Here is a 12,519-nt window from a genome sequence, read left to right on the forward strand (position 1 = left end):
TGCACTTATTGAAAAAACCTTGTAAACAAGCCGTCACAACGAACTAAGGACCGACAAAATATGGCCGTCACTTTGAAAGAGGTTGCAGAACGCGCTGGCGTTTCCAGGTCAGCCGTATCGCGCACCTTTACCGACGGCGCTTCTGTTTCCGACAAGATGCGGCGCAAAGTCGAAAAGGCCGCCAAGGAACTCGGCTACAGCCCCAACGCCCTGGCCTCCTCCCTTACAACCGGGCGCACCAAACTGATCGGCCTTGTGTCCAACAACTTTCACAACCCGATCTTTCTGGAAGTCTTTGACCTGTTTACGCGCGGGTTACAGGACCGAGGACTACGCCCCTTGCTGGTGAACCTCACCGACGAGACCGACCCCGAGAACTCGGTCCGTATGTTGCGCCAATACTCTGTGGACGGCGTGGTGGTCGCATCCTCCACACTCCCCCCGGGATTTGCCAAAGCCTTTCGCGATGCGGGCGTTCCTGTGGTCCACTCTTTTGGACGGGCCTCATCGGCGCCGCAGGTCCACGTCGTTGGGATCGACAACGTCGAATGTGGCCGCATGGCCGCGCGCGAGCTTACCAGTCGCGGCTACACGCATGTCGGCTTCATGGGCGGACCAGAAGGTGCCACCTCGACCCAGGACCGCCACACAGGCTTCATGTCAGAAATGGCGGCCAACCCGGACATCAAAGTCAGCTATTCTTTTGCAGACGCCTACTCTTTTGATGCCGGACGTCGCGAAATGCTCAGGCTGCTCAAAAACAGCCCTGCACAAGCCTACTTCTGCGGCGACGACGTTCTGTCCATAGGTGCGCTGTCTGCCATTGATGACAGCGGCCTGTCCTGCCCGGATGACATTGGCCTCATAGGCCTCAACGACATGGAAATGGCGCGGTGGGAAAACATTGACCTGACCACCATTCACCAACCAATCCGCCAGATCGTGACGAGCTCCATTGAGTTGATGGTGGCGATGCTGGACGACCCGGAGCGCTATCCGGAAACCCGGATTTTTCCGTGCTCTATAGTGGAACGTGGCACCTTGAAGGCAGAGGCCTGAGGCCACACCCATTGGCGCGACCTCAGCTTTCCGTCAGCGGAACATAGGCGGACGGGCATCCATCCAGGTTCCGCCGTCATTCGCAGAGGCAACCGCTGTGTATACCGCTGCCATGGACCGCACGCCGTCCGCGGCATTTGGCAAACCATCACGCACTTCGCCGGAAATCGCATCCGCCAAATCACAGTAGATATTGGCCACCGCCAGAGGGAACCCTTCGGGGTGCGCAATCGCCACACGGCTCAAACGCTGCGCATCCTCATGCAGACCGCCCTCACCTTTTTCAATGATCTGCGTGCGTCCGCCAGCGGGCGTGTAGATCAACTGGTTTGGCTGCTCTGAGGCCCAGCGCAAGCCGCCGGTCTCGCCAAACACCTGAATATCAAAGCCGTGCTGCCGACCAATCGCCACCGACGACGTCCAGAGCCGCCCAACCGTGCCGCCGCTCATACGGAAGTTGACCATCGCATCATCTTCCAACTCACGGCTGGCAATGGTGGAGGCAAAGTCGGCTGACAGGCTTTCGACCTCATCATCGGCAATGAACCCGGCCATGTGCATCGCATGGATGCCACAGTCCGCAAACTGCCCAGACACCCCGGCCATCGCCGGATCATACCGCCAACGCACACGCGGATTATCCGCATCGGTTGCATCGCCGTGATGCCCATGGCTGAAGTTTGTGACCACCAAACGCACTTTGCCAATTTCACCGGCCCGGACCATCGCCCGCGCCTGACGCACCATTGGATATGCTGAGTAACAGTAATTCACCGCGCAAATCTTGCCGCTCTTCTCAGCGACCTTCACGATTTCTTCGCCCTCCTCGACGGTCATGGTCATTGGCTTTTCGCAAAGCACATTGAAACCGCTCTCAAGAAACGCCTTGGTGATCTCAAAGTGCGTCGAGTTGGGCGTGGCCACCGTGACCAGATCGATCCGGTCATCACGGCCCCGCTCGCCAGCAAGCATCTCCTGCCAATCACCGTACGCCCGATCTTCGGCCACACCGAGACGCTGCGCATACTCTTTGCCCACATCCGGGCGATGATCCAACGCCCCGGCAGCAAATTCAAACCGCCCATCCGCGAGCGCTCCCAATCTGTGAGCTGGCCCAATCTGGCTGCCTTCGCCGCCGCCAATCATGCCCCATTTCAGCTTTGTCATGAGCTTGTCTCCTCCTCATGATGTCACCTGAGGTGCCCAATTTGGCACCTCCGCAATACAGTCGTGATACAGACGTAATACCGACGTCCAGATTTAGCTGAATCCTATGGATTCCAGATACTCACGGTTCTTGCGCGCATCGCCCACAGGATCCGGGTCCAGAAGTGGGTCGCAGTCCTGCTCAACCGTGCACCAGCCTTCAAATTCGGCATCCAAAAGCACCTGACGCACGGCTGGGAAATCGACGTCTCCGTCGCCGAGATTACAGAAGATTCCCTGACCACAGGCATCATAGAATCCGGTGCGATTGGCGATCACTTCGGCCTTCACCTTCGGATCTATGTCCTTGAAGTGCATATAGGAAATGCGGCCAATGTGCTTCTTCATGAAGGCCACAGGATCAAAGCCCGCGTAGCTGTGGTGTCCGGTGTCAAAGCAGATCTTCAAGATGCTTTCGTCAACCTCATTCAGCAAACGCTCCAGCTCCGGCTCAAAGTCCATGAACCCAGCAGCGTGCGCATGGATACCAACGGTCAACCCATACTCCTCGCTCCCGATCCGCGCGGTCTCGGCAATCCGATCCCGATAGGCGGTCCACTCGGCCTTATCCATCTGTTCAGCCTCCCCGGCACGCCCAGCGGTTGGCGCCCGTCGCGGAGAGATTGAATCAATCAAAACAAGGTGTTGCGCCCCATGCGCCTGAAGCGCCTTGGCCGTGCGATGGGTGGCATCCAGCACATCGTCCCATCCGTCCGGATCGTGATAGGCGCGGAACACTACCCCGCCGATCAGTTCCAGATCATGCTCGGCCAAAGCCTCTCCCAACACCGCCGGATCCTCCGGCATGAAGCCCACAGGCCCAAGCTCAATACCCTTGTAGCCCGCCTCGGCACACTGTTTCAAAACGGTTTGCCAGGTTGGATTGCGGTCATCCTCCGCAAACTCCACACCCCAGGAACAGGGGGCATTGCCAATCCGAATGCTCATTTCGCTCACTCCAAAGTCAGAAGCTGTTGATATGTTTCCAGGCTTTCGCGTCATGACTGGCCAAAGCAGCCGCTATGACACGATTCACCTCATGTCCGTCACGGAAGGTCGGGAACACCGCCTCCCCTGTTTCGATCGCTCGCAGAAAATCCCGCGCTTCGATAATAATCTGGTCCTGATAGCCGGTGCCGTGCCCTGGCCCCTGGCAGAACGGCTCGTAATCGGGATGCGCAGGACCGGTCAGAATTTTCACAAATCCCCGTGTCGCCTCCGGCCCTTCCATACGATAGAGCCAAAGCGCATTTTGATCCTCCTGATCAAAGCGAATTGCGCCCTTTGTACCCGTGATTTCATAGGCATAGCCCATTTTCCGGCCCGTCGCGATGCGCGAGAAATACATATGCCCCATGGCGCCATTCTCAAACCGGCACATCATTTGCGCGTGGTCATCATTGGTCACTGCGCCACCTGGACGCTCCGCATGGACGGTTTCAACCTCACCCAGAACCTTAGAAATCGACCCCATCAAGGCCAACGCGCAGTTGACCATATGCGGCGCTAAGTCGCCCATCGTGCCATTGGCCATACCCTGCGTGCGCCAACTGGCCGGTGAGTCCGGGTCAGCATAGAAGTCTTCGGTGTGTTCGCCGCGAAACCAGGTGACATCCCCGATCTCACCATTGGCGATCAAGTCACGCGCAAACTGCGTTGCAGGCGTGCGCACGTAGTTAAAGCCCACCATGTTGGCGACACGTGCAGCCTCTGCAGCAGCCACCATAGCCGCGCCATCTTCCATCGACGCGCCCAATGGTTTCTCGCAAAGCACAGGCTTGCCCAATGCAAATGCAGCCTCGGCAATCTCACGATGCGTCTCCTGTGGTGAGGCAATGACCACCGCTTCGACCTTCGGGTCAGCCACCAGTGCGCGCCAGTCACCAGTAGACCGCGCAAACCCGTAAGCTTTTTGATATCGCTGCGCGCTCTCGGGAGACGACGCGCAGACCACCTCCAGACGCGGGCGCAACGCCGTATTGAACACCGCCCCCACAGAGGCCATCGCAACCGCATGGGCCTTGCCCATATAGCCGCCGCCACAAATGCCGATGCCGATCTCAGTCACCGCGCAGCCTCCTTTTTGAAATTCAATTTGCAACCGGTTGCAAAACTTGTATCTTGAGATTCGAAAACTCGCAAGCCGCATTCGTTCGGAACCCTCAGATTCCGCCAAATGCTCCAGAAGGGTCGCGCAAAGATGACGACAGAAAACACCACCATCCGCCTCACCACGGCGCAGGCAATTATTCGCTGGCTTTCCAATCAGTTCATAGAAATTGACGGGCAGGAAATACGCGTCTGCGGCGGCGGCTTCGGCATCTTTGGCCATGGCAATGTGACCTGCTTGGGCGAGGCCCTGAACGGCGTGCGCGAAGAGCTGCCTCTGTACCGGGGGCAGAACGAACAAAGCATGGGATTCGCGGCCGCGGGATACGCCAAGCAATGGCTGCGCCAACGCTTCATGTTCTGCACGGCCTCGGCGGGTCCCGGCACAGCAAATCTCTTGACGGCAGCCGGGTTGGCGCACGCAAATCGCCTGCCGATGTTGCTGCTTTGCGGGGATACCTTCCTCACACGCCTACCGGACCCGGTGCTGCAGCAGATGGAGAACTACAACGACCCAACTTTCGGGGTGAATGACGCGTTCAAACCCGTCGTGCGCTACTGGGATCGTATCTCGCACCCAGCACAGGTGATCCAATCCCTGCCAAACGCACTCGCAACCATGTTGGACCCCGCCGATTGCGGCCCTGCCTTCCTTGGATTGCCGCAGGATGTGCAAGGATGGACCTACGACTACCCCGAAAAATTCTTTGCCAAGAAGGTCCACCGCATTCGCCGTCAATCTCCAGATGCAGCGGAAATTACCGATGCAGCGGAGATGCTGGCCACGGCAGAGCGCCCAATGATCATTGCAGGCGGCGGTGTTCAATACTCGCAGGCGACCACTGAACTCACCGCCTTTGCAGAAAAGCACAACATTCCGGTTGTCGAGACCATCGCCGGTCGCGCCAATATGCTCGCAACCCACCCGCTGAACATCGGCCCGATTGGCGTAACTGGCTCCGACAGCGCCAATGCCATTGCCGAAAAAGCAGACGTGATCCTGGCGGTTGGCACCCGGTTGCAAGACTTCACCACCGGCAGCTGGACTGCCTTTGATCAAGACGCTCAGTTCATTTCGATCAACGCTGCCCGCCATGACGCAGGCAAGCACATGTCTCTGCCGGTGGTAGGGGACGCCAAACTGTCTCTGACCGCATTGGACAGCGAACTCGAGATGAACACGCCCACACAATGGGTCACTTTCGCCCAAGAAGAGCGCAATAAGTGGGACGCCTACGTGGCTGACAACGTGTCCCACGGCAACCGCCCCAATTCCTATGCACAAGCGATTGGTGTTGTGAACGAGCTTTGCGATGCGCGAGATCGTGTTGTGGCGGCCGCGGGCGGCTTGCCAGCCGAAGTCACAGCCAACTGGCGCACGTTGGATATTGGCACGGTGGACGTCGAGTTTGGCTTCTCCTGCATGGGGTATGAAATCGCGGGAGCCTGGGGCGCGCGCATCGCCCAGGCAGAACGGGAACCGGAGCAAGACACCATCACCTTCTGTGGCGACGGCTCTTATCTGATGCTCAACTCAGACATCTACTCTTCTGTGCTGAGCCAGAAAAAGATGATCGTGCTCGTGTTGGATAACGGTGGCTTTGCCGTGATCAACAAGCTGCAAAACAACACCGGAAACGAAAGCTTCAACAACCTGCTGGAGGACTGCCCGACAATTCCGGAGGCTTTTGGCGTCGATTTCACCGCGCACGCGGCCTCGATGGGAGCAACAGCCGAAAAAGTGGCGAGCCCGGCGGAGTTGGCCGAAGCCTTCAAGCGCGCCAAGGCCAGCGACAAGACCTATGTCATTGTCATGGACGTAGACCCCTACGAAGGCTGGACCACAGAAGGTCATGCTTGGTGGGAGGTAGGCACCCCTCACATCACCGAAGATGACTCCGTACGCAAAGCGCATATTGAGTGGGAAGCCAGCCGCGTCAAACAGCGTCGGGGTGTGTGATGACCTTGATTGACGCCATCAAAGGCAATCGCTTTGCGGTCTTTGGGCGCGCAGGCATGGACATGTTTGCCGACCCCATTGGAGTAAAAAGCGAGGATGCCACCACCTTCCGTGCGGACCTGGGCGGGTCCTCTGCCAACATCTGCGCCGGTCTGGTGAAGCTTGGCTCGGAAGCGTCCCTCGTCACATCCGTTTCGGACGACGCAGTAGGGCGGTTTTGTATCAACCGCCTACAAGACTACGGCGTCGGCACGCGCTATGTCCGTTCTGTCGGTGGGGAAGCCCGGACGTCACTAGCCGTCTATGAAAGCTGCATAGAAGATTTCCAGAACGTGATCTACCGCAACGGTGCGGCGGATTTTCAAGTCACAGACGCGGATATGGACGCGGTTGACTACAGCGCGTTCACCGCGCTCATAACCGCGGGAACGGTTTTTGCCGCTGAACCATCCCGGTCCGCAACCTTTCGCGCTTTTGACAATGCGAAGGCCGCCGGTCTGCCGGTGATATTTGACATCGACTACCGCCCCTACAGCTGGCCATCTGCAGAAGTGGCCGCTGAGGTGCTGTCGCGCGCGGGCGACGCCAGTGACCTGATTGTTGGCAACGATGAAGAATTCGGCTTCATGGCGGGCGGCATCGAAAAAGGCCTCGATAAGGCGCAGGAATTGGCCGCCAGCGGCAAGCTGGTGATCTACAAAATGGGCCATGAAGGCGCCATCACGCTGAGTGCTGGTGAAGAAATCCGCACCGGCATCTACCCCGTCACCGCCGTCAAGCCCAACGGTGCAGGAGACAGCTTCATGGCTGGCCTCCTTGCCTCAATCGCTACAGGCCACAGCCTCCGCGACGCCGTCCTGCGCGGCTCCGCCTGCGCCTCCATTGTGGTGTCCCAGCCCGGCTGCGCCAACGCCATGCCCACAACAACCGAGCTTGAGGCCTTTTTGTCCTCGCACTCCGGACCAACTCTTTGAAAGGAGAGCCCAATGCACATTGCGCCCCATGACAACCAAAACAAACCCATCGTTGATGCGAACCATGACCTGGTGCCGCTGAACTACTTCAACATCGTGAAACTCAAACGCGGTGAAGTGTTTGAATACGCTGTGCCAGGCTACGAGACCTGTGTGGTACCCGCCACGGGTACTGTGGACGTAGATGTGGAGGGTGCGATCTATCCTGACTTGGGCAACCGAACAGAGGACGTCTGGGATGGCGACCCTGAAGGGGTGTATGTGCCGGTTGGTGCGAAAGTGCGTATCACATGTAAAACCGACGCCACCGAAACCTTCATTGCAGGCGCCAAATACGACAAGGTCCTGGAGCCATTCGACGTGCGTGTGCCGGAACTCGATCTCGTGCAATACGGCTCGGACGACACCAAAACCCATCGCAAGATCAAACACATCCTCGGCGCCAACCACCATGACAAAGTGGGCCGTCTTCTGGTCAGCGAACTCTTCACGGTCGGCGAAGGCGGCTGGTCCGGCTTCCCGTCTCACAAACATGACACAGACCGTCAGGGCGCAGATGGCGAGATGATCGAAACCCGCCACGACGAAACCTATAATTTCCGCTTCAAGCCAAACTACGGCTCTGGCGTTCAAATGCTGCAGCGCGAAGATAACAAGCCCGGCGATGCATATCACATCATGGACGGCTCCACGATCATGCTCGATAAAGGGTATCACCCTTGCGCCGTGCTGCCCGGCTATCAGATGTATTACTTCACCATCCTCGGCGGGTTGAGCCAGCGCAGCCTGAAGCAATACTTCCAGCCAACCCATGAGGCACAGCTGCACACGATCCCTGGTATTATGGATATGGTTGCGAAGTTCAAATGACCCTAGTGACTTTGAAAGATGTCCTTCAGCCCGCGCTGAAGGACGGTTATGCCGTGGCCGGATTGGTGTCTCTTGGCTGGGAAGACATGCGCGCTTACGTGGCTGCGGCAGAAGCGGAAAACGTGCCGGTGATCTTGCAGGCCGGCCCCTCTTGTCGGGAGCACACCCCCCTTCCAGTTCTGGGGAAAATGTTCACGCATCTCGCGGAAAACGCCTCCGTGCCCGTCGTCGCGCATCTCGACCATGGCTACACCGCAGAGGAATGCCGCGTTGCGATCGACAGCGGCTTCACGTCAGTGATGTTTGACGGGTCGCGCACGCCTTTGGCGCAAAACATCGACGACACTGCCGCGATCGCCGAAATGGCGCATGCGGCGGGTGTGTCTTGCGAAGGGGAAATCGGTTTTGTCGGCTACTCAGGCGGCGAAGGCTCAGCCGGTACCGATCCCGAAGAAGCTGCACAATTTGCGCGAGACACTGGCGTTGACGCTATGGCGATCTCCGTCGGGAATGTGCATCTGCAACAAGACAAGGAAGGCGGGTTGGACGTTGCGCGCATCAACGCCATTGAAACGCTGACCGACGTCCCTTTGGTGATCCATGGCGGCTCCGGTGTGCCGGTGGCTCAACGGCAAGCCTTGGCGCGCGGCTCCAAGATCTGCAAATTCAACATCGGAACAGAACTGCGTATGGCCTTTGGCGACGCGATGCGCGCGGCAGTGAACGCCGATCCAGCGCGCTTTGATCGCGTGCAGATCCTGAAAGAGACCCACGATCCATTGGTGGCCAAAACCCGCCAAGTCTTGCGCAGCTTCAAGGGGGCATAGATGACACGTATCGGACTATTGGGGTGCGGCCGGATCGGCCAGGTGCACGCCCGATCCATCGCACAGATCGAAGGCGCCACCGTAACCGCCGTGGCCGACGCCTTCCCGGCTCCTGCTCAGGACTTGGCCAACCGGACAAACGCCAAGGTCATGGATGCCATGGAGCTGATCAACAGCGCGGATGTCGACGCGGTTGTCATTGGCACTCCAACTGACACCCACTACGACCTCATTCACGCCGCCGCCAAAGCGGGCAAAGCGATCTTTTGCGAGAAACCTGTGGACTTGTCTTCTGACAGAATTCGCGACTGCAAAGCTGTTGTCGAAACCGCTGGTGTGCCCTTCCTGACGGCCTTCAACAGACGTTTTGACCCAAACTTCGCCGACTTGCAGGCACGGCTGCAGCAAGGTCAGATTGGCGACACTGAAATCATCACAATTCAATCCCGCGACCCCTCCCCGCCCCCGGTCAGCTACATCAAAAGCTCCGGCGGTATTTTCCGCGACATGATGATCCACGACTTGGACATGGCCCGCTTCCTGTTGGGAGAGAACCCCGTTCGCGTTTATGCCATCGGGTCCGCGCTCGTGGATCCCGAAATTGGCAACGCAGGTGATGTGGATACCGCTGCAGTCACGCTTTCAACAGCCAGCGGCAAAATCTGTCAGATTACCAACTCGCGGCGCGCCAGCTATGGGTACGACCAACGGATCGAAGTGCACGGATCACGCGGCATGTTGCGTGCTGAAAATGTGCACGAAACGACGGTCGAAATGGCAACCGAGGCTGGCTTCGCACGGGCGCCGGTGCAACACTTTTTCTTGGAGCGGTATGAAGCGGCCTATCGTGCCGAAATGGCGCATTTTGTTGCCGCTGTGGAGAATAACACGCCACCGGCACCAAGCATTGAAGACGGGTTGCAAGCGCAACTCCTGGCGGATGCTGCAGATCAATCCCTGAAAACTGGCGCGCCGGTTGATCTCACCTGACATTCAGTTAGCTTCGAAGAAATCAAACGGGGCATCGTGTAAAACTCACGATGCCCCGCTCTGTTTTAATCTATACACTCTGTGTCTCTCAGGACGCCAGTTTGACAGTCTTCATTTCCGTAAGCCTTGTACAGAACTGATCTTCGCTCAGTCCCTCTTCAATGGCGCGATGTAAGAAAGCGGCCTGTGTTTCTGGCGCCAACCCATTTGACGGAGGATCACGGTCCAGATTTGTCGGGAACGAGTAGCCCTCTGCGGTAGCTGCAATGGCTGCTGAGAGCTCAGCCTGCGTAAAAGCCCCCTCCGCGAAAGCCCGCACGGCATGGGGAAACACCAATCGACACATCCTGTCACGATCAACAGTCTCCATAGCCCGCCCAAAGGCAGAAGACACTTGCAGCAAGTTCACAAACCGATGGATATCGGCGCTGCTGTTCGCGCCAGCGGCATGAAACAATGCTGGATTAAAAAAAACGGCGTCCCCTTTGGAGAGCGGCAATTGCACGCAACGCGCCTCAAACACCTCTCGGAAATCCTCCCGCCGCCAGGCGGCATAGCCAGGCTTGTAGGTTTGGGAAAACGGCAGCAGCTTGGTTGGGCCGCTGTCCAGCGGCATGTCACAATGCGCGACCGCGCCCTGAAGGGTCAAAATCGGTGACACCTCATGCACATGCGCTGGATAAGCCGCGCTCACATCGGCTGTTTGAAACCCGAGATGATAGTCGCGATGCGCCTGCTGCGCCGCACCACCGGGATGCACCAAATTGACCTGAGCCGTCATTTGATAATTCGGTCCCAGCCAAGCCTCACATACTGCCGAAATCGACGTGTTGGCAAAGTAGCGCAGAAACACATCAGGCGCAGCCTCACAAAGCTTTTGAAGCGAATTCCAGATACGATCATTTGCGCCGGACACCGCAAAGTGATCCGCGCCTCCGCCAGCGTTTTGCTTTTCCTGCGCGATGATACGCTCGTAAATCTCCGTGGCCTCGTCCAATACGCCGGTGTCACGGTACGCCCCCTTCAGCACGACAATGCCAGCCCCAATGCGCAATACCCGCGCCCATTCCGCCATCACGGTTCGGCGGCCCTCGCCTTCTAGAGCGGACTGAAGCTTACCGCTGTCATAGACGGGAATGTTCTTTTCGATTGCCATCGCCAGCGGCACGTTTTCCGGATGTGTCACCTGGTCCAGACATGCTTCAAAGTCTCTCACGTCGCATGTTTGTGGATCGTAATAACCGATTAACTCAGCCGTGTTCGCCATGCTGTTTCCTCCCTATTTGCGCTCAACTTACTGGGAGTGAAGATTGATTTTCGACCGCAAACGCATCAAAAACACATCAATGACACATCGTTTTCCCATCAAAGAAATTGCACGGCAAGCCGGGCTTGGCACAGCAACCATTGACAGGGTCCTCAACAATCGCGCCAACGTCAGCGCTCAGACCAAACAACGTGTCGCGACGGCAATCGAAGAGCTGACTGCACAAGAAGCGCAGCTGGCCGCGCGTGGGCGACGCATGTTTTTTGACTTTGTGATTGAAGCCCCTGCGCGCTTCAGCCGCGAGGTCAAATCCGCAACTGAAGCCGTGTTGCCTCAAATCAGCTTGGCAGTCTGTCGACCACGCTTTCTGTTGCAGGAAATCATGCCGGAGGCCGAAGTTGTCGCCGCGCTTGAGCGCATTCACAAACGGGGCAGTCATGGCGTGTGCCTGAAGGCCAAGGACACTCCTGCAGTACGAGCCGCGGTGCGCAAACTACACGCGTCCAGGATTCCCGTAGTAACCTTGGTCACTGATCTCGGCGGCGGCGACAGGTTATCTTACGTGGGCTTGGACAATGCAGGCGCCGGACGCACTGCAGCCTATCTCATCTCCAAAACTCTTGGCGACCGGTCGGGAACTGTTTTAGCAACCCGCAGCCACGAACGCTTCCTGGGAGAGGAGGATCGCGCAATCGCCTTTCAGGAGGCCTTATTGCAGCACTGTCCAAACCTGCGTGTTATTTCTCTACAAGGCGGCGGCGGTGTCCATTCAGAAACGGCACGCCAACTCACGCAGAAACTGGAGAACGTTGTGGATCTGCAGGCGGTTTACTCAATGGGAGGCGGCAATAAGGCGATCCTAGAAACCCTTGAGCACTGTAGATTGAAACCGCTCGTGTATGTGGCCCACGACTTGGACCGCGAGAACAGAGACTTGCTGGTCAATGAGAAGATCAGTTTCGTTCTCCACCATGATCTACAACGTGACATTCGCGCCGCATTCGATCACTTTCTTGCCTTCCATAAGCTGCTTCCTGAACCAACCACAGCGTCAATATCAACGGCACAAGTCCTCACGCCAATGAACATTTTTGTAGATTAAGCACGACCCAAAGCCATGACTGACCTGCCCCACTAAGAAAGCAAATAAGGACAAGGTTTTTCGATAAAGATGGTACCTAAGAGCGGAAACGAACCACAGTCACGACGATTTTCAATCCAACCAAAGCCCGCGCAGTTGGATAACATCACAGCTTT

11 protein-coding genes are annotated in these 12,519 nt (G+C 57.5%); 7 read left to right on the forward strand and 4 right to left on the reverse strand.

The features are described from left to right. Positions 1-60: 60 nt before the first annotated feature. Positions 61-1,059, forward strand: a complete 999-nt coding sequence (locus SIB92_RS12545; RefSeq protein ID WP_412552366.1) for a LacI family DNA-binding transcriptional regulator — start codon at positions 61-63, stop codon at positions 1,057-1,059. A 33-nt stretch (positions 1,060-1,092) separates the two neighbouring features. Here SIB92_RS12545 and SIB92_RS12550 read toward each other — a convergent pair whose 3' ends face one another. The 3 genes from SIB92_RS12550 to SIB92_RS12560 form a co-directional block, all read right to left on the reverse strand. Beyond that, on the reverse strand, positions 1,093-2,226 hold the full coding sequence (locus SIB92_RS12550; protein WP_412552367.1) for a Gfo/Idh/MocA family protein: 1,134 nt from the start codon (positions 2,224-2,226) through the stop codon (positions 1,093-1,095). Positions 2,227-2,319: 93 nt separating this feature from the next. Then, entirely contained in the window at positions 2,320-3,213 is an 894-nt protein-coding gene (locus SIB92_RS12555) for a TIM barrel protein (RefSeq protein ID WP_412552368.1), read from the reverse strand. 16 nt (positions 3,214-3,229) lie between these two features. Next, entirely contained in the window at positions 3,230-4,333 is a 1,104-nt protein-coding gene (locus tag SIB92_RS12560) for a Gfo/Idh/MocA family protein (protein ID WP_412552369.1), read from the reverse strand. 132 nt (positions 4,334-4,465) lie between these two features. Here SIB92_RS12560 and iolD point away from each other — a divergent pair, with 132 nt between their 5' ends. The 5 genes from iolD to iolG are packed head-to-tail and all read left to right on the forward strand — an operon-like array spanning position 4,466 to position 9,995. Then, positions 4,466-6,334 (forward strand): 3D-(3,5/4)-trihydroxycyclohexane-1,2-dione acylhydrolase (decyclizing), encoded by a 1,869-nt coding sequence (gene iolD, locus SIB92_RS12565; RefSeq protein ID WP_412552370.1) that lies wholly within the window; start codon positions 4,466-4,468, stop codon positions 6,332-6,334. Beyond that, on the forward strand, positions 6,334-7,308 hold the full coding sequence (gene iolC / locus SIB92_RS12570; RefSeq protein ID WP_412552371.1) for a 5-dehydro-2-deoxygluconokinase: 975 nt from the start codon (positions 6,334-6,336) through the stop codon (positions 7,306-7,308). Before iolD ends, iolC begins: the two co-directional genes overlap by 1 nt. 12 nt (positions 7,309-7,320) lie before the next feature. Next, complete coding sequence (locus SIB92_RS12575) at positions 7,321-8,178, forward strand: 5-deoxy-glucuronate isomerase (RefSeq protein ID WP_412552372.1); 858 nt, start codon at positions 7,321-7,323, stop codon at positions 8,176-8,178. After that, positions 8,175-9,005 carry a class II fructose-bisphosphate aldolase gene (locus SIB92_RS12580; protein ID WP_412552373.1) on the forward strand — a complete coding sequence of 277 codons (831 nt, stop codon included), beginning with the start codon at positions 8,175-8,177 and terminating at the stop codon, positions 9,003-9,005. The genes SIB92_RS12575 and SIB92_RS12580 overlap by 4 nt, the downstream gene beginning before the upstream one ends. Next, complete coding sequence (gene iolG / locus SIB92_RS12585; RefSeq protein WP_412552374.1) at positions 9,006-9,995, forward strand: inositol 2-dehydrogenase; 990 nt, start codon at positions 9,006-9,008, stop codon at positions 9,993-9,995. It abuts the gene before it with no gap. A gap of 88 nt (positions 9,996-10,083) precedes the next feature. Here iolG and SIB92_RS12590 read toward each other — a convergent pair whose 3' ends face one another. Next, positions 10,084-11,262 (reverse strand): phytanoyl-CoA dioxygenase family protein, encoded by a 1,179-nt coding sequence (locus tag SIB92_RS12590; protein ID WP_412552375.1) that lies wholly within the window; start codon positions 11,260-11,262, stop codon positions 10,084-10,086. Positions 11,263-11,305: 43 nt separating this feature from the next. On the opposite strand from SIB92_RS12590, the gene SIB92_RS12595 reads away from it, so the two are divergent. Further along, positions 11,306-12,364: a LacI family DNA-binding transcriptional regulator gene (locus SIB92_RS12595; RefSeq protein ID WP_412552376.1), complete on the forward strand. Its 1,059-nt coding sequence runs from the start codon at positions 11,306-11,308 to the stop codon at positions 12,362-12,364. Positions 12,365-12,519: the final 155 nt, after the last annotated feature.

Origin of the sequence: Shimia sp. MIT1388, from assembly GCF_047124445.1 — a bacterium.
Classification (GTDB): domain Bacteria; phylum Pseudomonadota; class Alphaproteobacteria; order Rhodobacterales; family Rhodobacteraceae; genus Shimia.

Excerpts from the sequence above, each read along its gene's own strand:
- SIB92_RS12545 (WP_412552366.1), top strand. The coding sequence starts at position 61 with ATGGCCGTCACTTTGAAAGAGGTTGCAGAACGCGCTGGCGTTTCCAGG.
- SIB92_RS12550 (WP_412552367.1), bottom strand. The coding sequence starts at position 2,226 with ATGACAAAGCTGAAATGGGGCATGATTGGCGGCGGCGAAGGCAGCCAG.
- SIB92_RS12555 (WP_412552368.1), bottom strand. The coding sequence starts at position 3,213 with ATGAGCATTCGGATTGGCAATGCCCCCTGTTCCTGGGGTGTGGAGTTT.
- iolD (WP_412552370.1), top strand. The coding sequence starts at position 4,466 with ATGACGACAGAAAACACCACCATCCGCCTCACCACGGCGCAGGCAATT.
- iolC (WP_412552371.1), top strand. The coding sequence starts at position 6,334 with ATGACCTTGATTGACGCCATCAAAGGCAATCGCTTTGCGGTCTTTGGG.
- SIB92_RS12575 (WP_412552372.1), top strand. The coding sequence starts at position 7,321 with ATGCACATTGCGCCCCATGACAACCAAAACAAACCCATCGTTGATGCG.
- SIB92_RS12580 (WP_412552373.1), top strand. The coding sequence starts at position 8,175 with ATGACCCTAGTGACTTTGAAAGATGTCCTTCAGCCCGCGCTGAAGGAC.
- iolG (WP_412552374.1), top strand. The coding sequence starts at position 9,006 with ATGACACGTATCGGACTATTGGGGTGCGGCCGGATCGGCCAGGTGCAC.
- SIB92_RS12590 (WP_412552375.1), bottom strand. The coding sequence starts at position 11,262 with ATGGCGAACACGGCTGAGTTAATCGGTTATTACGATCCACAAACATGC.